Genomic DNA, 20,012 nt, shown 5'->3' on the forward strand with positions numbered 1-20,012 from the left:
GCGCCGTGAAAGACCGCCCCGCCATTCTCGATCTGCGCCGAGCCGCCGCCCACGAGCGCCGCCGGCTGGCCGACGAGCGTTGGCGGCGGTTCCAGGCGGCGAGCCTGCGGCGCAACGGTCCGCGCGCCGCCCGCGTCCCCTCCGAGCGGCTCGCCCTGCTCCTCGCCCGCGGGAAGCTCCCGGGACGGGCCCTGCTGCTCGGCGCGTCGGGGGTCTGGCGGGCCGACCTGGAGACAGCCCTGGGCGCGGCAGGAGGCGAGACTTCCGGCCTGCTGGACTATGTGCGCGCCGGACCGGATCCCTCGGTCCAGCCCCGGGCGCTGTTCGACCAGGCCTGGTACCTCGAGGGCGCCCCGGGGCTCGCCGGCGGCCGCTGGGCGCCGCTCGCCCATTACCTCGTGCTGGGCGACCTGGAGGGCCGCAGCCCCCATCCCCTGCTCGACCCGCGCCGGGCGCGACGGCCGGGCAGCCGGCTCAGCGCCCTCCAGGACTTCCTGTTCGAAGGGGCCGCGGCCGGCCGAGACCCGCACCCGCTGTTCGACCTGCGCCACTATGTCGGACAGTGCGAGGCCGTGGCGCGGACGGGCGAGAACCCGCTGGTCCACTACCTGCGGGAGGGCTGGCGCGAGCGGCTCGACCCGCACCCGCTGTTCGCCAACGCCTGGTACCTCGGCCACGCCCCGGGCGCCGCAGAGGCGGGCGTCGCTCCCCTGCTCCACTACGTGACCCGCGGCGCGGCCGCCGGCGCCGATCCGCACCCGCTGTTCGAGGCGCAGGTCTGGGGTCGCGACGCGCAGCGACCCGGCGCGGCCGACGATCCGCTGAGCGCCTACCTGGCGAGCTCCGAGCGGGCGGCGCGCAGCCCTGGCCCGCGCTTCGATCCCGTCCACTACCTCGCCCAGGCGGGGGAGGCCGCGCGCGCCGATCCGCTGCGGCATTACCTGACCGTCGGCACCTACGAGGGCCTTTCCCCGTCGCCGGCCTTCGACGAGGCCGCCTGGTTCGCCGCCAACCCCGGGGCCGCCGGCGAGGCGCGCAGCGGCCTGGAGCTGGCCTTCCGCCGGGGCCCGGCGCGGCCCATCGAGGCTGTCCTGCCCCGCCCCGTCGAGGCCGCACGGCCCCTCCGGCCGGGATCCGGACCGGGATCGGCCGACGTCACCGTGGTCGGCTATCCCTTCAGCCCCGCAGGGATGGGCGAGCACCTCCGGGTGACGCTCCGGGCGCTGCAGGCCGCCGGCCTCACGGTGCGGCTGGTGGACGTCGCCCAGACCCGCAGCCTGCCGGACCCGGCCTGGGCCGGCCTCGGGGACCTGCTGGTGACGGAGCTCGGGTCGCTCAATGTCTTCTGCGTCAACGGCGACGAGGCCGACCGGGTGGTGGAGCGGCTGGGACGCGCCGCGTTCGACGCCGCCGTCAACGTGATCTACCCCGCCTGGGAGCTGGCCCGGTATCCCGAGGCCTACGCCCGGGCTGTGTCCCGCTTCGACGAGGTGTGGGCGCCCTCCGCCTTCGTGCGCGACGCGATCGACGGCGCCGTGGACCGGCCGGTCCACACCATCCCGCTGGCCGTGGAGCCCGCGCCTCCGCCGGCGGCCCTGGGCCGGCTCTGGTTCGGGGTGCCAGAAGGACGGTTCACGGTGCTGTTCTTCTTCGATTTCGCCTCGCATCCAGCGCGCAAGAACCCCGAGGCCGTGCTCGCCGCGGTGGAGCGGCTCCTCGCGCGCCGGCCGGACGCCGATCTCCACTGCGTCATCAAGGTTCGCGGCGTGCCGCCGACCCGGGCGGCCCGGGACGCCTTCGAGGCGCGGGTGGCGGCGCTCGGCGACCGCGCCCAGGTGCTCGGCGGCGACTTCAGCGACGAGGAGATGCGCGCGCTGATCGCCGCCTGCGACGTGTTCGTCTCGCTGCACCGCTCGGAAGGCTTCGGCCGCGGGCCGGCGGAGGCCATGGCGCTCGGCCGGCCCACCATCGCCACGGGCTATTCCGGCAATGTGGACTTCATGCCGCCGAGCGCCGCCCTGCTGGTCGACTACGCCCTCACGCCCGTGCCGCCCGGGGCCTATCCGCACGGCGAGGGCCAGGTCTGGGCCGAGCCCTCCGTGGAGCACGCCTCAAGGCTCATCGAGCAGTTGCTGGACGACCCCGCCGCCGCCCGATTGCTCGCCGAGCGCGGCCGCACGCACGTGGCCGGGGCCCTGTCCTACGCGGCGGTCGGCGCCCGCCTGCGGGCCCGGGTTCAGGCGCTGGGGGCGCGGCGCCAGACCGCGAGGTCGAGCGACAGGTAGAAGAGGCCCGTCAGCGCCGCCACGTCGAGGAAGTAGAGGTAGCGGTAGTCGCAGGCGATCGAGATCACCAGGAAGCTCGCCGCGAAGCCGAGCGCCGCCACCTGCAGGGCCAGGATCGGGATGTCGCCCGGCCGACGGCGCAGCAGCAGGACCCCCGCCACCGCGAGCGCCAGGACCGCATAGGCCACGTGAGACATGACCGGCGTGTCCATGAACCAGGTGACGTAATTGTAGAGCTGGATGTCGCGGGCGTCGTGCCGTGGCTCGAGCCCCAGCCTGGCCATCGGGCCGGGCGGGCCGGCGACGCCGACGTGCACGGGCAGGCAGCGGTCGATCACCGGGGTGGCGAACACCCAGCCGAAGTCGGCCAGGCGGATCTGCAGATAGCCCAGCGGGTGCTCGCGGATCAGCCCCAGCCACTCGGCGCGGACCGCGTCGTCGGGAAGGCGCCAGAAAGTGCGCGCCAGCGTTCGGTCGAGGCCGATGTAGTCGACCCGCTCCGGCGACCAGCGCTGCGGCGCGCGCGCCCGCAGGGTGTCGTCAGAGACCGGGTTCGACCGGTCGATGCGGGCCAGCGGCAGGTTCGGGTCGCGCGCCAGGAAGCCCGCGATGTCGTGATGCTGGACGATGCGCACGCCGCGGGAGATCGAGATGTCGTCGCGGTTCTTGATCGGCGTGGCGCTGACCGAGAGGGTCTGGGCGACGAGCGAGACCACCACGAGCCAGCCCAGGCTCCACCCGGCCATCGCTCGCCAGCCACGCTCGCGCGCGGCCCAGGCGACCGCCGCCGCGGCGGGGAACCACGCGACCAGCCCGTTCTGGCGCACCAGGCTGGCCATGGCGAACAGCAGGGCCGCGGCGCCGAGTGCGATCAGTGGCGGCCTCCGGCCCGGGCTCCACGTCCGCGCCGCCGCCACGAGGCAGATGAAGCCCAGGGTCGCGGTGTTCGCGAAGAACACGTCCTTCCAGACGATCCCCTGGTAGATCAGGATGTTCGGCGTCGCGACCACCGCCGCGGCGCCCAGGACCGCCAGCCAGGACACCCGTCCCTGCTGACGGACAAGCCAGATCCAGCCTCCGAACAGCAGCAGCGCCGTGGCCGCCACATAGAGCGACGTGCCGGTCAGGAGCTGGTCGAAGGCGCCGAGCACCCAGGCGTGGAACGGCGGGCCCCAGGTGATCCGCTCGTGCAGCCGCCCTTCGTAAAGCGACAGGATCGGGTCCACCGACAGGTGCCCGGGCAGGTTCAGCGCCAGCACCAGCACATAGCCGGCGAGCAGGACGAGGCGCGTCAGGTCGGCGGGCTGGAAACGCGAGGCGGGCGGCGTCACGCGGCGGCTCCGGGTCGGGCGACGATGAGGTAGAGGCCGGCGAACATCAGCAGGTAGCCCCCCGCCATGGACCAACTCGGCTGCTCCTTGAAGACCAGCCAGCCGATCAGCGGCACCAGGCACGAGCCGGTCAGGGAGAAGGCGTAGGCGGTGGAGAGCGGCACCCGGGTCAGCACGTAGAACCACAGGAGCGCGGTCACCGCATACCAGGAGAAGGCGCCGATCAGCGGCCAGTTCTGGACGACGCGCCACAGGAAGGGCCCGGACAGCCGCTCGTTGTAGATGGCGCCCCACTTGAACAGGCCCTGGCCGAGCGGCAGCGCCACGGCGAAGAAGCTGCAGAGCGCAATGTCCTTGGGCGTCACCGGGAGGCGTCCTCTTCCTGCTCCATCCGGGCGATGGTCCGCAGGTACGGGTGGATAGGCCGCGTGGGTACGTTCAGCACGTCGAAGTTCATGGCCTGCAGGAGGAACTGGGCGCCGAGGATGATCGGCAGGGCCGCGGCCATGACGACGCCGGCCGAGGCCGCCTGGCCGGGGACGCGGGTGGCCAGGTAGTTGGCCGCGTAGCCCACCCCGAACAGCACGCCGAACAGGCCGAACACCAGCTCCAGGCTGGCGGCGTGGAAGTCGCGGACGAAGTACTGGCCGAGCACCCGCTGGACGAAGTTCTTCGCGTGCTTCAGGGCGAACGGCCCGACGATCGCGCCGATCCGCAGGTTCGACACTTCGTCGGCGTAGCGGGCCGGCATGGGCACGTCGCGCACCACGGCGCGCAGGGTGCCCAGGTGGTAGAGCAGGTCGGTCTCGAAGAAGAAGCGCTGCGACACCCGCTTCTCCATCACCATCCTCGCCACATTCGCCTCGATGGCGGTGTAGCCGTTGGTGGGGTCGAAGATGTTCCAGTACCCCGTGCTGAGCTTCGCCGCGAAGCTCAGCACCGCGTTGCCGAACACCCGCACCGACGGCATGGACTGCAGGTGGCTGATCGAGGTGAAGCGGTTGCCCTTGGCGTAGTCCGCCTCGCCGAGCAGGATCGGCGCCACCAGGTGCGCGACGTAGCCCAGGTCCATCTGGTCGTCGCCGTCGACCTTCACCAGCACCTGTCCGCCGCGGCGGACGGCTTCGCGGTAGCCGGCGAGCGTCGCGCCCCCGACGCCCAGGTTCTGCGGCAGCCGGACCACCACCACCCGCGGGTCGGCGCAGTTCGCCTCGACGAAATCGCCGGAGCCCTCGGGGCAGGCGTCGTCGACGCAGACGATGCCTTCGACCCAGGCAGGGGCCTTGGCGATCACCTTCAGGATGTGCGCCTTCACACGATAGCAGGGGACCACCAGCCAGACGCCGGCCCCGTCCAGCTTCGGCGGCATCACCCGCAAGAGGTTCCGCCGCTCGTCCGGGGACAGCGGCGCCTCCCGCGCGATATTGTCGAACGACGTCATGCGAACGCGGCGCCAGGCCCCCTTGCCGGCGGGCTAACACGGAAGGCGGCGCCGTGCAAAAGCGGGCCGGCGCGGCGCGGCGCCGTGTTGCGCCGCAGCGCCACGGCTGATACCTCCGCGCCCTCTCGTCGGGAGTGTTGATGGAAACCGCCACCCACATGCTGCGGACCGGACGGCGCGGGACGCTGTTCGAGTTCCAGATGGCGCTCCGGGACCTTCGGCTGTCGGGCGAGCGGCTAGGCCTCGCCTGGTCCCTGGCTTGGCACGACATCGTGTCCCGCTACCGCGGCTCGATCCTCGGCCCGTTCTGGATCACCCTCTCCATGGGCCTGATGGTCCTTGGGATCGGCTTCCTCTACTCGCGCCTGCTGAACATCCCGCTCGACGAGCTGATGCCCTATGTGGCGCTCGGCATCGTCTTCTTCGGCGTCATCAACAGCGTGGTGAACGAGGGCTGCGAGACCTTCGTCCACGCAGCCGGCATGCTGTCGCAGACAAGCCTGCCGATGTTCACCTTCCTGTGGCGCACGGTGCTGCGCAACGTGATCAACCTGGCCCACCACCTGGTGATCGTGGTGGCGGTGCTGGTCTGGTTCGGCGCCTGGCGCGACGCCAATCCGGCGCTCGCCATCCTCGGCCTGGCCTTCCTGGCGCTGAACGTGTCGTGGATGGGGATGCTGGCGGCGATCGCCTCGGCCCGCTTCCGCGACATCCCTCAGATCGTCGCGTCGGTGATGCAGTTCGCCTTCTTCATGACGCCGGTGTTCTGGCAGGCCAACAAGTTCGGCGACAAGCACGTCTTCCTGACGCTCAACCCCTTCTACCACATGCTGGAGGCCGTCCGGGCCCCGCTGCTCGGCGCCCCCGTCGCTCCGCTCAGCTACACCGTGCTGGCGGTGATGGCGCTGGCCGGCTGGGCTCTGACCTTCAGCGTCTTCGCGGTGACCCGCCGCCGGATCGTGCACTACCTATGAAGGCGCCCCCCGTCACCATCTCCTGCCGCGACCTGACCATCCGCTTCCCGGTCTACGGGGTGGACGCCAAGTCGCTGAAGAAGCACCTCGCCGGCATCACCGTCGGCGGGCGCCTCGGGCAGCACCACGGCTCCACCGAAGTGACCGCCATCCAGCACCTGAACCTGGAGCTGAAGGCCGGGGATCGGCTGGGTCTGATCGGCCACAACGGCTCGGGCAAGACCACCCTGCTGCGGGCGCTCTCCGGCGCCTATGAGCCCGACGAGGGCCAGATCGAGGTGCAGGGCCGGATCGCCGCCCTGCTCGACCTCAGCCTCGGCATCGACCCCTCCGCCACCGGCTACGACAACATCCGCCTGCGCGGCCGCATCGCCGGCCTGTCCTCGAAGGAAATCGAGGAGAAGATGGGCGAGATCGCCGACTTCACCGGCCTCGGGCCCTTCCTGGCGATGCCGGTGAAGACCTACTCGGCCGGCATGCAGGCCCGCCTGGCCTTCGCGGCGGCCACTTCGGTCGAGGCCGACGTGCTGCTCATGGACGAGTGGATCGCGGTCGGCGACGCCGACTTCCAGAAGCTGGCCCACAAGCGCCTGCTGAAGCTTGTGGAGCGGGCCGGCATCCTGGTGCTCGCCAGCCACGACCTCGACCTGCTGCGCCTCTACTGCAACAAGGTCATGCGGATGGAGGCGGGCGTCGCCTCGCCGGTCACCGACATCAAGAAGCTGGACGAGCTGCTGGCCGCCTAGGCGGCCGCGCGCAAGCGCGCCAGGCCCCGGTAGATCTGGCTGTAGAAGAAGGCCTCTTCCTCACTGCGCAGCGGCAGCGGCAGGGCCTGACGCCACGCGTCCAGCAGTTCAGGCCGCGCGGCCACCTCGGCGATGGCCTCGGCCCAGGCCCCGACGCTCGAGGCCGGCACCACCTGCCCGCAGCCATGGCGCGCCACCCCGGCGGCCACGTTGCCGATGTCCGAGACCAGCGCCGGCAGGCCCGCGGCGAAGCCCTCGTGCAGGGCGAGCGAGAACGACTCCGGCACCTGGCTCGGCACGCACAGGACGTCAAAGCCGGCGAGGGTCTCGGGCACGCGCTCCGGCGCGACAGCCCCCTCCAGCGTCACCTGACCGCCGGCCATGGCGATCTGCTCGGCGAGCTCCGGCTCGTAGCAGGGCCCCACCATCCGCAGGACGGCGCCGGCCGGCGCGGCGCGGGCGAAGGCTTCGGACAGCACGCGGGCGCCCTTGGCCTCTGAGACTGTGCCCAGGTAGCCGAACGTCAGCGGCCGGTCGCCGGTCCGCGGCTTCGGCGGCCCGAACCGCAGCAGGTCGACGCCGTTGCCGATCACCAGCACCTTGAGGCCCCGCACCTGCTCGCGCGCGCGCTCGGCCACGTAGTCCGAGACCGCCACGACGGCGGAGGCCTGCTTCAGAAGGCCGGTGAGGCGCTCATAGCGCAGCGCATACGCATCGGCGTCGGACTCGGGGATCGCGCAGTAGGCGGCGCAGGCCGCGCCGCGTTCCGGCCCAGGGCAGAGCTCACCGTCCACCCGCACCAGGTTGATGCGGTGGCAGAGGGTGAAGAAGTCCGTGAGCGTCACCGCGTAGGGGATGCGCCGCTGCGCGACGACCTCGACCGCCTCCACCAGCCGGAAGGCGTGCATCACGTGCGCCACGTCGAACGCCGGCCGGCTGTCGAGGTAGCCCTCCACCCGGCGGGCGAGCTGCGCGTCACGACGGTAGCCGAGCTGGACCAGCGCGTCGCCTACGGCCTGGCCGATCACGTGCACCGGCACGCCATCCACCGTGTAATCGGCCTTCGCTGGCGGCGGGCCCACCGCGATGCTCAGGATCTCGGCGTAGTGGCCGTCGCGCTGCGCGGCCTTGGCGAGGTTCAGGGTCACCTGTTCGGTGCCGCCGGCGAACTCCGGCATGAACTGGTGGACGATGTAGAGGATGCGCATCAGACGCCCGCGAGCATGAAGTCGTAGAGGGCCCGCATCTCGTCGGTGCGGCGGGACTCGGGCTGGCCGGCATAGAGGTAGGCCAGGAGCGCGCCAAGGGTGGAGGCCAGGGTCTTCTCCACCGCCGCCCGCAGCTCGGCCGCCAGCGCGTCGTCCACCGGGCCGTAGACACGGCCGGCGAAGACCGCGACGCCCTCGATCCGGTCGGCGAACATGTTCCGCATCAGCTCGGCGTCCCAGCGGGCCGTCGCCGTATCCGCCGCCACCGCCGCGCGGAGCCAGGGACCGAGCGGCTCGAAGCCGAAGTCGACGTAACTCGGCGCGGCCGTGTCCACCGACAGCCGCCGCGCGCGGCGCGCGAACTCGGCGAGCGTCTCGCCGGCCGGGGCGCCGGGGGCCGGCGTCCAGGTCTCGAAGAGGGCGTACAGCGCGCCGGCCGCGGCGACGATGCCCCGCACCGACTCGACGATCGGACGGCCGAAGTCCGGGAAGACGTCGGTCAGGAACAGCACATCCACGAAGGTGCGCTTCAGGTGGTAGCGAGCCGGGCGGTTGTGCGAGTGGATGATCTTGGCCGACGAGACCATGGCCAGCCGATGGCCCTCGCGGATCATCCGGACGCCCAGGATCAGGTCCTCGGCGTAGCGGCCCTCGTAGCGGTACGACTGGAAGGTCTCGGCCGGGATCAGGCAGGCCACGTCGCTGAGTTGGCCCTGCGAGCGGAGCGACATGTGGTCCCGCTCGATCATTTCTCCGACGCGGTCGGAGTCGCGGCAGCCCAGGAAGGCGTAGTGGGTGTCGACGCCCGCGTTGTAGAGCAGCTCGCTGTCGCGGCGGGGGAACTCGGTGCACGAGAGCGCCGAGACGCGCTCCTCCTCCTTCGCCGGCTGCAGCAGGGCGCGCGCCAGCGCGTACAGCCAGTTGTCGCTGACCGGATAGGCGTCCTGCACCGTGAACAGGTAGAGGTCGCCGGTGGCGTTGTCCGCGCCCAGGTTGCGCGCATAGCTGTGCGAGAACTCGCTGTTCGGGATCCGAACCACCGTGCAGCCGTGCGCCTCGGCCATCTCCGGCGTGCCGTCGGTGGAGCCGGAATCGACCACCACGATCTCGACCCCGGCCAGGCCACGCTGAGCGCGCAGCTTGCGCAGCAGCCAGTAGAACTCGGCGCCCGCGTTCCAGGTGGGGATGATGACCGAGACGGTCACGTCGATCGGGTCCAGCGCCTCGCCCGTGAGCTCGGGCAGCCAGGCCAGGTTCCCGGCCAGCGGGAAGGCGAGCGGCTTCAGCTTCGGAGGCGGCGCCGCGGAGAGCGGGGCCACCGCCGGCGGCGGCGCGGGCTCGGGAGCCCAGACCGCCGGCTGCGGACGCGGCGAGCGGGCCTTGAGGCCCAGCCGCTCCAGCACGTCGCGCACGGTGATCTGCCCACGCAGCAGCAGCATGATCGCCCGCAGCGGCCGGGTCAGCCGCCACGAGGTGGAGCGCATGATCTCCTCGATCCGCAGGGCCTGCTCACGGCGGACTTCCTGCAGGATGGCGATCTCGGTGCGCAGGGCCGCGATCTGCCGCTCCGCGCCCTCGAGCTTGCGCCGCAGGACCTCGGCCTCGCTGAGCGCGGCCGGCGCGCGGGGAGAGCGGCGACCTTCCTTCGGTCGCTTCTGCGGAGTGGCGGCGGGCATGGGGCCGCTTAGCAGACCTCCGTGCGGGCGCAAAGGCGCGGCGCCAATCGGCCGCGCGTGCGTTGTTGGCGACCTATCACCCAAGGAGCGTCAAATGAGCGTCTTCGGCTCGATCATGTCCAAGATCTTCAAGCGCGGCGAGGCCCACGCGCCGCAGGCGCCGCAGCAGCAGGCCCCGTCGCCCGCCCAGCGCCCGGCTGCGCCCGCCCCGCAACCGCAGGTCCAGGCCGCACCCGCCCCGACCGCGCCGACCCCCATGGCCGCGGTCGACGTGGAGGCCGTGCTGAACGTGATGGCGCAGGACAATTCCCAGAAGCTCGACTGGCGTCACTCCATCGTCGACCTGATGAAGCTGCTGTCGATCGACTCCAGCCTGCAGAACCGCCGCGCGCTCGCGGAGGAACTGGGTTACTCTGGGGACAAGGAAGATTCAGCGGCCATGAACATCTGGCTGCACAAGGCGGTCATGAACAAGCTCGCCGAGAATGGCGGTTTGGTTCCGGACTCGCTGCGCTAGTCGCCCGCAAGATCCAAACCTGAGGCGCCCCTCAAGCGCCACAGTAAGAACACCTGCGCCGCAAGGTCGGGCGACGGCGGTTACTGATCCCGCGAGCCGCCGGACGCCCGATCTTCTGCGGCCCGGCCGGGCGCAAACCTCCAAGCTTGGCCGTAGCCTTTGCGCCGACTAGCGACCTGCGCTATTCTGCCGCAGGCGGGATTTGGTCGCGCCTGTGGATCGCCCCTGGGTCCTGCGCCATCAATGGGCCGGGGACGGTTCGTGATGCGGAGGCCGGCGGGTGCTTGTTCTCGTCGTCGAAGACGAACCAATGATCGCGGCCTCCATCGAGTGGGAGCTGCTGGACGCCGGATACGACGTCCTGGGGCCGGCCGGCTGCGTCGCCGAAGCCGAAGCGCTGGTGGCGGCCTCACGCCCGGACCTGGCGCTCATCGACATCAACCTCGCGGGGCATGACGAGGGCGTGGCCCTGGCCCGCGAGCTGAAGGCGCGCCAGGGCGTCCCCTGCGTGTTCGTCACCGGCCAGGTGGTCCAGGCCCGGCAGGCGGCCGATGCGGCGCTGGGCGTGCTGACGAAGCCGTTCAGCTTCCGCGCCCTCGTGGAGACCGTGCCCGTGGCGGCCGCCGTCGCGGAAGGCCGCCGCCCCGCCCGCCTGCCCCGAGGCCTCGAGCTGTTCGGCGGCGATTGCGCCGTGGCCGACGCGAGCTAGTCCTCTCGCGGCGCGAAGCTCCGCGGCTCGTCACGCACCACCACGCGCGCGTCGCTGCCGCTGGCCCGCAGGATCTTCGCCGCTTCCGCCGCCAGCCGCTGCGCGTCGCGCTCGGTCCCGGCCAGGGCGAGCAGCTCGCAGCCGGCGCTCACGCCCCAGCGGTCGCCCGCGGGCGCCACCACCAGCTCGTTCGGGTTCAACGGCGCGCCTCGGCCTGCGCCAGGGCGGAGCGGGCCGCCTGGAAGTTCCACGACGGCACCAGCGGGACGTACAGCCGCGCGCCGCTCGGCAGCGTGTAGACCTCCACCCGGGTGCCGTTGGCGGTCTGCTTCACCTTCACCGCGCGCAGTCTGGGCGACACGTCCGCACCTCCGGCCCGCGCCACCATGGCTGCGGGGACGGCTGACAACCCGGGGCCATGCGCGGCGGTTCCAGCGGCTCCCTCTTGGAGCCGCGCCGCGAAAGCCTTAGCTTCGCAACTGCGGGAAGACCGGAGAGCCAGCGCATGAAGATGATCATGGCGGTCATCAAGCCGAGCCGCCTCGACGCGGTGCTCGAAGCCGTCACAGAGGCCGGCGCATCCGGCCTCACGGTCACCGAGGTGCGCGGCTACGGCCGCCAGCGCGGCAAGACCGAGGTCTACCGGGGCGCGGAGTACGAGGTGAAGCTGCTGCCCAAGGTGAAGCTGGAGATCGCCGCCCCGTCCGACATCGTCGACGCGGTCATCGAGGCGATCCAGCGCTCCGCGAACACCGGCAAGATCGGAGACGGCAAGATCTTCGTGCTCGACCTCGAGCAGGCCCTGCGCATCCGCACCGGCGACCGCGACGCGGCCGCCATCGCCGGCTAGGCCTTCGCCTTCCGCCGCGCGCGCGGCTTCGGCTCGGGCTCGGCTCGCGGCATGGCCACTTCGCCGAACAGGTCGGTTGGCACCGCCTCGGGCCGGCTCTCGGCCCGGCGGCTCAGCAGGAACAGCGCCGACTCCGAGCGCCAGTTCTCGATCGGCTTCTCGGGATCAATCGCCCGCGCCGGCTTGCCGTTGGCCAGCGACGCGCAGGAATCGATCCGCAGGTCCAGGTCGCGGCAGAGGTCGGTGAAGTCGCGCAGGGTGCAGAGGTGGATGTTCGGCGTCGACCACCACGGGTCCGGCAGGGCCCGGGTCTCCGGCATCCGCCCGCGCGTCATCAGCGACAGCCGCATCCGCCAATGGCCGAAGTTCGGCACCGAGACGATGGCCTGGTCGGCGATCCGCAACAGCTCGGAGAGCACGTGCCGCGGCTCGCGCATCTGCTGCAGGGTCTTGGACAGGATGGCGTAGTCGAACGAGCGGCTGGGGAAGTGATCGAGGTCCCGGTCGCCGTCGCCCTGCACCACGGCGAGGCCGCGGGCCAGGCAGGCGGCCACCCCCTCGGGACTGATCTCCAGGCCCTGACCGTCCACCCGCTTCTCGCGGGTGAGAAGCTCCAGAAGCTCGCCCTCGCCGCAGCCGACGTCGAGCACCCGCGCGCCCGGACGCACGAGCCGCAGGATCTCGCGGAAGTCCTCGCGAATGGAGGTCACGAGAGCCCTCGCGCCTGGGCCGTCGAGCTGATGAACCCGCGCAGGGTCGCGTCGAGCTGCGGCTCGTCGAGGAAGAAGGCGTCGTGCCCCTTGTCTGTCTCGATCTCCACGAAGCTGGCGCGGCAGCCCGCGGCGTTCAGCGCGCGCACGATGTCGCGGCTCTCTGCTGTGGAGTAGAGCCAGTCGGACGAGAACGACAGCACCATGAAGCGCACGCCGCGGGCCTTCTGGAACGCCTGGGCCAGCACGCCGCCGTGGTTCGCGGCGAGGTCGAAGTAGTCGAGCGCGCGAGTGATGTAGAGGTAGGAGTTGGCGTCGAACCGGTCGACGAAGCTCGCCCCCTGGTGCCGCAGGTAGCTCTCCACCTGGAAGTCGGCGTCGAAACCCCAGGAGAGGCCGTCCTTGCGCAGCTCGCGCCCGAACTTGCGCTGCAGCGCCGCCTCCGAGAGGTAGGTGATGTGCGCGGCCATGCGGGCCACCGCCAGCCCCTTTGACGGGCTGACCCCGGCCTTCTCGTAGTCGCCGCCGCGCCAGTCCGGGTCGGCCATGATCGCTTGGCGCCCCACCTCGTGGAAAGCGATATTCTGGGCCGAGTGGCGCGCCGCCGAGGCGATACAGACCGCGCTGAACAGCTTCTCGGGATAATCGGCGGCCCACTGCAGCACCTGCATGCCGCCCATTGAGCCGCCCACCACCGCGAACAGGGTCTCGATGCCCATGGCCTCGATCAGCATCGCCTGCGCCCGCACCATGTCGGCGATGGTGATCATCGGGAAGGTCAGGCCGTAGGGCGCGCCCGTCTCCGGATTGACGGAGCCCGGGCCCGTGGAGCCCATGCAGCCGCCGACCACATTGGTGGCGATAACGAAGTAGCGGTCGGTGTCGAGCGGCAGGCCCGGCCCGATGACACGGTCCCACCAGCCGGGCTTGCCGGTGATCGGGTGCGGCGACGCCGCGTGCTGGTCGCCGGTGAGGGCGTGGCAGACGAGCACCGCGTTGGTCCTGGTCTCGTTCAGCCGGCCGTAGGTGTTGTAGCCGATCTCCAGCGGAGCCAGCGTCGCGCCCGAATCCAGGCGCAGCGGCCGGTTGGCGGGGAACTTCCAGGTTCCGCCGTCCGTCTCGATGGCCGGAGCAAGGGGGGACGTGTCGTCCATGGGCCTTCAAGACGGCCAAGCCCTTTCAGTGTCAATGGCTTCGCAGGGGCGGCGCGGCCCGCTATGAGGACCGCCAAGGGTTTCGAATCTCCATGGACCGTCTGATCCTCTTCCGGCACGGCAAGGCCGAGCCGGACTCCGCGAGCGGCGACGATTTCGATCGCCGGCTGGCGCCGCGTGGCGTCAGCGAATCGGCCGCCATGGGCGAGACCCTGGCCGATCTGGGGATGAAGCCCGACCTGGCGCTCGTCTCCTCCGCCGCCCGGACCCGCGAGACCTGGGCGGCCGCCGAGCCGGCGTTCGCCGGCGCCGAGGTCCGCTTCGAGAACGAGCTCTACCTGGCGGACGCCGGCTTCGTCCGGCAGGCCGCGGAGAAAGCCGGCCGCGAATGCCGCACCGTGCTGGTGGTCGGTCACAATCCGGGCCTGCAGGAGCTTGCCGTGGACCTGCTCACCGAGGGCAAGGCGCCGCCGGCGCTCGTCGCCCGCGCCGCCCGCAACTTCCCGCCCGCAGCGGCGGCGGTGTTCCTGATCGACGCCAACGGCCGGCCTTCGTTCGACGGCCTGTTCTATCCGGAGCGCGGCGGGTGAGCCGCATCTACAAGATCCTGCCGCGCGCCGAGTGGGCGGCCGCCGAGCGCGGCGGCCGCTTCGAGGGCTCGGCGATCGACCTGCAGGACGGCTACATCCACTTCTCCACTGCGGCCCAGGCGCCCGAAACCGCGCGCCGCCACTTCGCCGGCCAAGCGGACCTCGTGGTGCTCGCGGTCGAGGCCGACGACCTGGGCTCCGCCCTGCGCTGGGAGCCGTCGCGCGGCGGCGACCTCTTCCCGCACCTCTACGCCGCGCTCGACGCCGGGTTGGTCCGCGCGGTCCTTGAGGCGCCGCTCGGCCCCGACGACGTCCCGGCCCTGCCGCACCTCGCATGAGCCTGTTGCACGGCCTCGCCACCCGCGCCCTGCACGGCCTCGATCCCGAGGACGCGCACGGCCTCGCCATCCGCGCGCTGAAGGCCGGCCTCGGGCCCGTCGCCGGCCGCGACGATCCGATCCTGACCACGGAGGTTGCGGGCCTGCGGCTGCCGAACCCGGTCGGCCTCGCCCCCGGCTTCGACAAGAACGCCGAAGTGTTCGGGCCCATGCTGCGCGCCGGCTTCGGCTTCGTGGAGTGCGGTACCGTCACGCCGCAGCCGCAGGCCGGCAACCCGCGCCCCCGGCTCTTCCGCCTCACCGAAGACCGGGCGGTGATCAACCGCATGGGCTTCAACAACGAAGGCCTCGAGCCCTTCGCCGCCCGCCTCGCCCGCCGCGGCCCCGGCGTGATCGGCGCCAACATCGGCGCCAACAAGGACTCCGAGGACCGCGTCGCCGACTACGTGGCCTGCCTGCGCAGGCTCTGGGGGCTGGCGAGCTATTTCACCATCAACATCTCCTCGCCCAACACGCCCGGCCTGCGCGCGCTACAGACGAAGGCCGCGCTGGACGAGCTGCTCGGCCGGCTGGCCGAGGCGCGCGACGCGCTGCCGGCCGACGGCCGGGCGCCGATGTTCCTGAAGGTGGCGCCGGACCTCGCCGACGGCGAGGCCGAGGCCATCGTGGAGACCGTCCTGGCGCACGGTCTGTCCGGGATCGTGGTCTCCAACACCACCGTCGAGCGGCCGGCCCTCGCCTCCGCGCACCACCAGGAGACGGGCGGGCTGTCCGGCGCTCCCCTGGCCGCGCTGTCCACGAAAATGCTCGCCCGTTTCGCAGCGATCGCCGCCGGCCGGCTCGTGCTGATCGGGGCCGGCGGGATCGATTCGGGCGCCGCGGCCTACGCCAAGCTGCGGGCGGGCGCCTCGGCCGTGCAGCTCTATTCGGCCCTCGTCTTCGAGGGGCCGGGCCTCGTCGGACGCATCAAGCGCGAGCTCGCCGCGATCCTACGCGCCGAGGGCTTCCGTGCGGTCGGCGACGCCGTGGGCGCAAAATAGACAATCCGGCATGAGACTCCGCCGGGACCCGGGACGCGTTGCCCAACCCTGTTCAGTGATTTAACGGGAGTGTCCATGGCGGACGCGCCCTCGCCGCAGGAACTTCCCAGGCCGGTCAGGCGCCGCATCTTCTGGCCGGGCGGCCTTTCGGCCCGCCTGCTCACGCTCACCATCCTGTTCGTGGCCGCGGGCGGCATGATGGCCCTGCCGCCGGCCCTCGCCGCGTACCAGGAGAGCTGGCTGTTGGACCGGGTGCGGGCGGCCGAGACGATCTCGAGGATCTCCGACATCGCGCCCGAGCGCATGACGCTGCGCCAGCGCGAGCAGCTCCTGCAGGGTGCGGGCGTGGAATGGGTGGCGATCTCCACCGAAGACGTGGGCCTGCGCCTCGTGCTGCAGGGCGAGCGTCGGCCACAGCGTCCTTACCTCATCGACCTGCGCCAGCAGGGTCCAGGCCCTTGGCTGGTGGGCCCGTTCAACACCCTGTTCGGCGGGGAAGGCCGCTATGTGCGGGTGCGCGCCGAGCCCCGGTTCATCCAGGCCGACTTCGTGGAGGTGGTGGCCCCGGACGCCGAGCTCAAGCAGGAGCTCTGGGGGTACCTCTGGCGGCTGATCATCATCGTCGCCTTCGTCTCCACCCTGGCCGGGGTGCTGGTCTATCTGTCGCTGAACCTGTTCCTGGTCCGGCCCATGCAGCGCATCACCTACGCCATGGAACGGTTCCGGGCCGATCCCGAGGACCCGGAGGCCCGTGTGCCGCTCTCCGGCCGCCGCGACGAGATCGGTCGCGCCGAGGCCGAGCTCGACCGGATGCAGGCGGACCTGCGCGCGGCGCTGAACTCGCGGGCGCGCCTCGCCGCGCTGGGTGAGGCAGTCGCGAAGATCAACCACGACCTGCGCAACATGCTCACCAGCGCCCAGATCGCCTCCGAGCGGCTGGCGGCGCTGAAGGATCCCAAGGTCAGTCAGGCCCTGCCCCGCCTGGAGCGCGCCCTCGACCGCGCTGTGAAGCTCGCCACCGACGTGCTGACCTACGGCAAGACCCAGGAAGCCGCGCCCGAGGCGCGCCCCATGCGCCTGGCCCCCGCCGTCGAGGCGGCCGCCGAGGAAGCCCGGCTGTCGGACGAAGGGGTGCGCCTGGTCTGCGAGGTGGGCCGGGCCGACCAGGTGATCGCCGACCCCGACCAGCTTCACCGCATCCTGGTGAACCTGCTGCGCAATGCGCGCGAGGCCATCGAGCACCAGGCCGGCCGCGGCGAGCCCGGCCAGATCCGCGTGGTCCTGGAGCAGCACGACGCCGTGAGCCTGGTGCGGATCTCGGACAACGGCCCCGGCATCCCGGCCAAGGCGCGCGACCGGCTGTTCCTGCCGTTCGCGGGATCCACCCGGCCCGAGGGCGCGGGCCTGGGCCTCGCCATCGCCCGCGAGCTCGCCCAGGGCCATGGCGGGGACCTCTCGCTGGCGGAGACCGGCGAGGCGGGCTCCACCTTCGAGCTCCGCCTGCCCGGCGCCCCGCCCAAGGCGCCCGCCCGCAGCCGGGCGGCGCGCACCCAGGCCTAGTAGCCCAGCGCGACGCCTTCCCGGCGCGGGTCGGCGCCGCCGCGCAGCCTGCCGTCCGGCAGCCGCTCGATCCCGTGCAGGCCCGAGCCCTCCGCCCCGGCGCCCGGCCGGAGTTGGACCCCGCGCGCGGCGAGGCCCTCCACGAGCGGCTGCGGGAACTTGTCCACCTCGGCCGCATAGAACGAGCCCGAGGCGATCAGGTTGGGCAGGTTGATGGCCTCCTGCACCGGCAGCTCCCAGTCCAGCATCCCGGCCAGGGTCTTCAGGTTGTAGGCGAGGATCGCCGGCCCGCCCGGCGAACCCACCGCGGCGACGAACCGGCCCTGGCGATCCAGCACCACGGCCGGCGCCATGGACGACCTCGGCCGCTTGCCGCCGGCCACCGCATTGGCAGCGGGCGTCCCGTCCGTGTTGGCCGGCTGGAAGGAGAAGTCGGTGAGCTGGTTGTTCAGGAAGAAGCCGGCCACCATCCGGCCGGAGCCGAAGATGCTCTCCACAGTCGTCGTCATGGAGACCGCATTGCCGGCCGCGTCCACCACGGCGAAGTGAGTCGTGCCGGCCACCTCCTTCGTGCGGTCGGGCGCGCGCACGCCGGCGCCGCGCGGGCTGCCGGCGGGCGGCGGCGGACCGGCCTTGGCGGGGTCGATCAGGCGCGCCCGGGCGTCGAGATAGGCCGGCTCGAGCAGGCCCTCCACCGGGACGTCCACGAAGGCGGGGTCGCCGATGTAGCGGTCGCGGTCGGCGTACATCAGCCGGCTCGCCTGGCTGAACAGGTACCAGCCCTGCGGGTCCTGCGGGCCGCGCTCGGCGATATCCGTGCGCTCGAGCAGCCCCAGCCCCTGCAGCACCGCCGGACCTCCCGAGGGCGCGCCAGGCGTGCACACCACATAGGCCCGGAACGGACGGCAGACGGCGGGCGCCTTGCGCGGCCGGTAGGCCTTCAGGTCGGCCAGCGTCATCGCGCCGGGCAGCGGCTCCTGGCCCAGGCGCGCGACGATGGCCTCGGCGATCGAGCCCTCGAGGATGGCGCGCGGCCCCTCGGCCGCGATCTTCCGCACCGTCTCGGCGTAGGCGGGGTTCCGGAAGGTGTCGCCCGGCCGGATGCGTGTCCCGTCCGGCTTGGTGAAGTAGCGCGCGGCGTCCGGCGTCTGCGCCTGGGGGGAGCGGCCGTTCGCCGCCTCGCCCATCCGCCGCGGGACCACGAAGCCATCATCGGCCAGCCGCTCGGCCTCGCCGAACAGCCGGCTCCACGCCAGCTTCCCATGGTCGGCGTGCGCCAAGGCCAGCATGGCGACGGCCCCCGGCACGCCGGTGGAGCGGCCGGACAGGATCGCCTCGGTGCGGTTCAGCGGCTTGCCGTCAGGCCCGAGGAACAGGTCGGGGGTGGCGGCGGCCGGCGCGGTTTCGCGGCCGTCATAGGCCGTCACCGAGCGCGTCCGGGCGTCGTAGTAGGTGAGGAAGGCGCCCCCGCCGAGGCCGGAGCTCTGCGGCTCGACCAGGCCGAGCACCGCCTGAACCGCCACCGCCGCGTCGACCGCCGAGCCGCCCTCGCGCAGCACCTTCAGCCCCGCCTCCACGGCCATCGGATTGGCCGCCGTCACCATGGCGTGGGCGGCGGTTCCCTGGGTGGTCGGCAGGCTGGCGGCGGGCGGGGCCGCCGGCGGGGCTCCGGTCGTGCCGCAGGCGGCGAGCACGCCCGCGAGGGCGACGGCGGTGAAACGCTTGAGGATCGGCACTGGCAGGCGGGCTCCGTCTTGGCGCGGACAGCATTAAGGCCCGAGCGCGTGGACAACAAACGCCAAGGCGTGCGAGCCCTTCGTCATGCAGCCTTCCCGCGCCGGCGCCCGCAACCTGATCACCGACGTTCCCGGCCTGAGGGTCGGCCAGGCGCACGACGCGCGCGCCCGCACCGGGGTCACGGTGATCGTGCCCGACGACCGCGCAGTCTGCGCCGTGGACGTGCGGGGCGGCGGCCCAGGCACCCGGGAGACCGACGCGCTGGCGCCCGAGAACCTGGTCGACGCCGTGGACGCCGTCGTCCTCTCCGGCGGCTCCGTCTACGGCCTGGCGGCCGCCGACGGCGTGGTGGCCTGGCTGGGCGCCCGGGGCCGCGGCTATGCGCTCGCGGCCGCCACGGACGTGCCGCCCTCGCCCGTCGTGCCCGCCGCCATCCTGTTCGACATGGCCAATGGCGGCGACAAGGCCTGGGGCGAGGCGCCGCCGCACCGCGAACTCGGCCGACAGGCGGTGGCCGCCGCCGCGCACGACGTTTTGCTCGGGACCGCCGGCGCGGGTTACGGCGCGATGGCCGGCGGGCTGAAGGGCGGCGTCGGCTCGGCCTCGGTGGTCAGCGGCGACGGCTATACGGTGGGCGCGCTGGCCGCCGTGAACTGCTTCGGCTCGGTGGTGGCGCCCGGCGGACGCACCTTCTGGGCGACGCCTTACGAGATCGGCGACGAGTTCGGCGGCCTCGGGCCTGCGGGGCTCCGCGCCGACCCCGAGGACTGGGGGCTCGCCAAGGCCGCCGGGGCGCTGCGCAACACCACCATCGCCTGCGTGGCCACCGACGCCGCCTTGACCCCCGCCCAGGCCAAGCGGTTGGCGGTGATGGCCCAGGACGGATTCGCCCGCGCCATCCGCCCGGTGCACGCGCCGTTCGACGGCGACGTGGTGTTCGCGCTCTCGACTGGCGCCCGGCCGCTCGTGGAGCCGGCGAACTTCACCCTCGGCCGGCTCGGCTCCCTCGCGGCCGATTGTCTCGCCCGCGCCGTCGCCCGAGGCGTCCATGCGGCGGGTCCCTGGCCAGGGTCGAATGTCGTTTGCTGGAGCGAGCTTCCGAGCTGACGGGCACGCTGCTAAGCGGAGCCGTAACGAAGTTCGGGA

At 72.4% G+C, this 20,012-nt stretch carries 21 protein-coding genes; 11 read left to right on the forward strand and 10 right to left on the reverse strand.

Features of this window, described 5'->3' with window-relative positions:
• Window positions 1–5: 5 nt before the first annotated feature.
• Complete coding sequence (locus tag ACE3Q8_RS08535) at window positions 6–2,285, forward strand: glycosyltransferase family 4 protein (RefSeq protein WP_374469841.1); 2,280 nt, start codon at window positions 6–8, stop codon at window positions 2,283–2,285.
• On the opposite strand, the gene ACE3Q8_RS08540 is transcribed toward ACE3Q8_RS08535, so the two are convergent.
• From ACE3Q8_RS08540 to ACE3Q8_RS08550, 3 genes are read right to left on the reverse strand one after another with little or no spacing between them, the layout of a single operon-like run.
• Complete coding sequence (locus tag ACE3Q8_RS08540) at window positions 2,237–3,616, reverse strand: hypothetical protein (RefSeq protein ID WP_374469842.1); 1,380 nt, start codon at window positions 3,614–3,616, stop codon at window positions 2,237–2,239. The two genes, ACE3Q8_RS08535 and ACE3Q8_RS08540, sit on opposite strands and share 49 nt — an antisense overlap.
• On the reverse strand, window positions 3,613–3,981 hold the full coding sequence (locus tag ACE3Q8_RS08545) for an EamA family transporter (protein ID WP_374469843.1): 369 nt from the start codon (window positions 3,979–3,981) through the stop codon (window positions 3,613–3,615). The genes ACE3Q8_RS08540 and ACE3Q8_RS08545 overlap by 4 nt, the downstream gene beginning before the upstream one ends.
• The gene (locus ACE3Q8_RS08550) at window positions 3,978–5,057 is read right to left on the reverse strand and encodes a glycosyltransferase family 2 protein (protein WP_374469844.1); all 1,080 of its coding nucleotides are present in this window, start codon (window positions 5,055–5,057) and stop codon (window positions 3,978–3,980) included. Before ACE3Q8_RS08550 ends, ACE3Q8_RS08545 begins: the two co-directional genes overlap by 4 nt.
• Before the next feature lie 140 nt (window positions 5,058–5,197).
• Here ACE3Q8_RS08550 and ACE3Q8_RS08555 point away from each other — a divergent pair, with 140 nt between their 5' ends.
• Complete coding sequence (locus ACE3Q8_RS08555; protein WP_374469845.1) at window positions 5,198–6,031, forward strand: ABC transporter permease; 834 nt, start codon at window positions 5,198–5,200, stop codon at window positions 6,029–6,031.
• Window positions 6,028–6,777, forward strand: coding sequence for an ABC transporter ATP-binding protein (locus tag ACE3Q8_RS08560; protein ID WP_374469846.1), 750 nt, complete (start codon window positions 6,028–6,030; stop codon window positions 6,775–6,777). Before ACE3Q8_RS08555 ends, ACE3Q8_RS08560 begins: the two co-directional genes overlap by 4 nt.
• On the opposite strand, the gene ACE3Q8_RS08565 is transcribed toward ACE3Q8_RS08560, so the two are convergent.
• Both ACE3Q8_RS08565 and ACE3Q8_RS08570 read right to left on the reverse strand, forming a co-directional pair.
• Window positions 6,774–7,985, reverse strand: a complete 1,212-nt coding sequence (locus ACE3Q8_RS08565; protein WP_374469847.1) for a glycosyltransferase — start codon at window positions 7,983–7,985, stop codon at window positions 6,774–6,776. The two genes, ACE3Q8_RS08560 and ACE3Q8_RS08565, sit on opposite strands and share 4 nt — an antisense overlap.
• Window positions 7,985–9,661: a glycosyltransferase family 2 protein gene (locus tag ACE3Q8_RS08570; protein WP_374469848.1), complete on the reverse strand. Its 1,677-nt coding sequence runs from the start codon at window positions 9,659–9,661 to the stop codon at window positions 7,985–7,987. Before ACE3Q8_RS08570 ends, ACE3Q8_RS08565 begins: the two co-directional genes overlap by 1 nt.
• Window positions 9,662–9,755: 94 nt before the next feature.
• Here ACE3Q8_RS08570 and ACE3Q8_RS08575 point away from each other — a divergent pair, with 94 nt between their 5' ends.
• Together ACE3Q8_RS08575 and ACE3Q8_RS08580 are read left to right on the forward strand one after the other, a co-directional pair.
• The gene (locus ACE3Q8_RS08575; RefSeq protein WP_374469849.1) at window positions 9,756–10,178 is read left to right on the forward strand and encodes a DUF3597 domain-containing protein; all 423 of its coding nucleotides are present in this window, start codon (window positions 9,756–9,758) and stop codon (window positions 10,176–10,178) included.
• A 280-nt stretch (window positions 10,179–10,458) separates the two neighbouring features.
• Window positions 10,459–10,887: a response regulator gene (locus ACE3Q8_RS08580; protein ID WP_374469850.1), complete on the forward strand. Its 429-nt coding sequence runs from the start codon at window positions 10,459–10,461 to the stop codon at window positions 10,885–10,887.
• Here ACE3Q8_RS08580 and ACE3Q8_RS08585 read toward each other — a convergent pair.
• Both ACE3Q8_RS08585 and ACE3Q8_RS08590 read right to left on the reverse strand, forming a co-directional pair.
• Window positions 10,884–11,087 carry a hypothetical protein gene (locus ACE3Q8_RS08585; RefSeq protein WP_374469851.1) on the reverse strand — a complete coding sequence of 68 codons (204 nt, stop codon included), beginning with the start codon at window positions 11,085–11,087 and terminating at the stop codon, window positions 10,884–10,886. The two genes, ACE3Q8_RS08580 and ACE3Q8_RS08585, sit on opposite strands and share 4 nt — an antisense overlap.
• On the reverse strand, window positions 11,084–11,248 hold the full coding sequence (locus ACE3Q8_RS08590; RefSeq protein WP_374469852.1) for a hypothetical protein: 165 nt from the start codon (window positions 11,246–11,248) through the stop codon (window positions 11,084–11,086). Before ACE3Q8_RS08590 ends, ACE3Q8_RS08585 begins: the two co-directional genes overlap by 4 nt.
• A 144-nt stretch (window positions 11,249–11,392) precedes the next feature.
• Here ACE3Q8_RS08590 and ACE3Q8_RS08595 point away from each other — a divergent pair, with 144 nt between their 5' ends.
• Window positions 11,393–11,737, forward strand: a complete 345-nt coding sequence (locus ACE3Q8_RS08595; RefSeq protein ID WP_374469853.1) for a P-II family nitrogen regulator — start codon at window positions 11,393–11,395, stop codon at window positions 11,735–11,737.
• On the opposite strand, the gene metW is transcribed toward ACE3Q8_RS08595, so the two are convergent.
• Together metW and ACE3Q8_RS08605 are read right to left on the reverse strand one after the other, a co-directional pair.
• Window positions 11,734–12,447: a methionine biosynthesis protein MetW gene (gene metW / locus ACE3Q8_RS08600; RefSeq protein ID WP_374469854.1), complete on the reverse strand. Its 714-nt coding sequence runs from the start codon at window positions 12,445–12,447 to the stop codon at window positions 11,734–11,736. The two genes, ACE3Q8_RS08595 and metW, sit on opposite strands and share 4 nt — an antisense overlap.
• Window positions 12,444–13,601: a homoserine O-acetyltransferase gene (locus ACE3Q8_RS08605; RefSeq protein WP_374469855.1), complete on the reverse strand. Its 1,158-nt coding sequence runs from the start codon at window positions 13,599–13,601 to the stop codon at window positions 12,444–12,446. Before ACE3Q8_RS08605 ends, metW begins: the two co-directional genes overlap by 4 nt.
• A 92-nt stretch (window positions 13,602–13,693) precedes the next feature.
• Between ACE3Q8_RS08605 and ACE3Q8_RS08610 the strand changes: the two genes are divergently transcribed.
• The 4 genes from ACE3Q8_RS08610 (at window position 13,694) to ACE3Q8_RS08625 (ending at window position 17,129) form a co-directional block, all read left to right on the forward strand.
• The gene (locus ACE3Q8_RS08610) at window positions 13,694–14,191 is read left to right on the forward strand and encodes a histidine phosphatase family protein (protein ID WP_374469856.1); all 498 of its coding nucleotides are present in this window, start codon (window positions 13,694–13,696) and stop codon (window positions 14,189–14,191) included.
• Window positions 14,188–14,529, forward strand: a complete 342-nt coding sequence (locus ACE3Q8_RS08615; protein ID WP_374469857.1) for a DUF952 domain-containing protein — start codon at window positions 14,188–14,190, stop codon at window positions 14,527–14,529. The genes ACE3Q8_RS08610 and ACE3Q8_RS08615 overlap by 4 nt, the downstream gene beginning before the upstream one ends.
• Window positions 14,526–15,569 carry a quinone-dependent dihydroorotate dehydrogenase gene (locus ACE3Q8_RS08620; RefSeq protein ID WP_374469858.1) on the forward strand — a complete coding sequence of 348 codons (1,044 nt, stop codon included), beginning with the start codon at window positions 14,526–14,528 and terminating at the stop codon, window positions 15,567–15,569. The genes ACE3Q8_RS08615 and ACE3Q8_RS08620 overlap by 4 nt, the downstream gene beginning before the upstream one ends.
• A gap of 75 nt (window positions 15,570–15,644) precedes the next feature.
• Window positions 15,645–17,129, forward strand: a complete 1,485-nt coding sequence (locus tag ACE3Q8_RS08625) for a sensor histidine kinase (RefSeq protein ID WP_374469859.1) — start codon at window positions 15,645–15,647, stop codon at window positions 17,127–17,129.
• Here the strand turns inward: ACE3Q8_RS08625 and ACE3Q8_RS08630 are convergent.
• On the reverse strand, window positions 17,126–18,865 hold the full coding sequence (locus ACE3Q8_RS08630; RefSeq protein ID WP_374469860.1) for a gamma-glutamyltransferase family protein: 1,740 nt from the start codon (window positions 18,863–18,865) through the stop codon (window positions 17,126–17,128). The genes ACE3Q8_RS08625 and ACE3Q8_RS08630 overlap by 4 nt on opposite strands.
• An 85-nt stretch (window positions 18,866–18,950) precedes the next feature.
• Here ACE3Q8_RS08630 and ACE3Q8_RS08635 point away from each other — a divergent pair, with 85 nt between their 5' ends.
• Window positions 18,951–19,973, forward strand: a complete 1,023-nt coding sequence (locus tag ACE3Q8_RS08635; RefSeq protein WP_374469861.1) for a P1 family peptidase — start codon at window positions 18,951–18,953, stop codon at window positions 19,971–19,973.
• The last annotated feature ends 39 nt before the right edge of the window (window positions 19,974–20,012 follow it).

It is taken from the genome of Phenylobacterium sp. (genome assembly GCF_041913825.1).
Lineage (GTDB): Bacteria > Pseudomonadota > Alphaproteobacteria > Caulobacterales > Caulobacteraceae > Phenylobacterium.

Bases quoted from the DNA above. Each gene is read 5' to 3' on its own strand.
- ACE3Q8_RS08550 (WP_374469844.1), bottom strand. From the start codon at position 5,057: ATGACGTCGTTCGACAATATCGCGCGGGAGGCGCCGCTGTCCCCGGAC.
- ACE3Q8_RS08555 (WP_374469845.1), top strand. From the start codon at position 5,198: ATGGAAACCGCCACCCACATGCTGCGGACCGGACGGCGCGGGACGCTG.
- ACE3Q8_RS08560 (WP_374469846.1), top strand. From the start codon at position 6,028: ATGAAGGCGCCCCCCGTCACCATCTCCTGCCGCGACCTGACCATCCGC.
- ACE3Q8_RS08565 (WP_374469847.1), bottom strand. From the start codon at position 7,985: ATGCGCATCCTCTACATCGTCCACCAGTTCATGCCGGAGTTCGCCGGC.
- ACE3Q8_RS08570 (WP_374469848.1), bottom strand. From the start codon at position 9,661: ATGCCCGCCGCCACTCCGCAGAAGCGACCGAAGGAAGGTCGCCGCTCT.
- ACE3Q8_RS08575 (WP_374469849.1), top strand. From the start codon at position 9,756: ATGAGCGTCTTCGGCTCGATCATGTCCAAGATCTTCAAGCGCGGCGAG.
- ACE3Q8_RS08595 (WP_374469853.1), top strand. From the start codon at position 11,393: ATGAAGATGATCATGGCGGTCATCAAGCCGAGCCGCCTCGACGCGGTG.
- ACE3Q8_RS08605 (WP_374469855.1), bottom strand. From the start codon at position 13,601: ATGGACGACACGTCCCCCCTTGCTCCGGCCATCGAGACGGACGGCGGA.
- ACE3Q8_RS08610 (WP_374469856.1), top strand. From the start codon at position 13,694: ATGGACCGTCTGATCCTCTTCCGGCACGGCAAGGCCGAGCCGGACTCC.
- ACE3Q8_RS08620 (WP_374469858.1), top strand. From the start codon at position 14,526: ATGAGCCTGTTGCACGGCCTCGCCACCCGCGCCCTGCACGGCCTCGAT.
- ACE3Q8_RS08625 (WP_374469859.1), top strand. From the start codon at position 15,645: ATGGCGGACGCGCCCTCGCCGCAGGAACTTCCCAGGCCGGTCAGGCGC.
- ACE3Q8_RS08635 (WP_374469861.1), top strand. From the start codon at position 18,951: ATGCAGCCTTCCCGCGCCGGCGCCCGCAACCTGATCACCGACGTTCCC.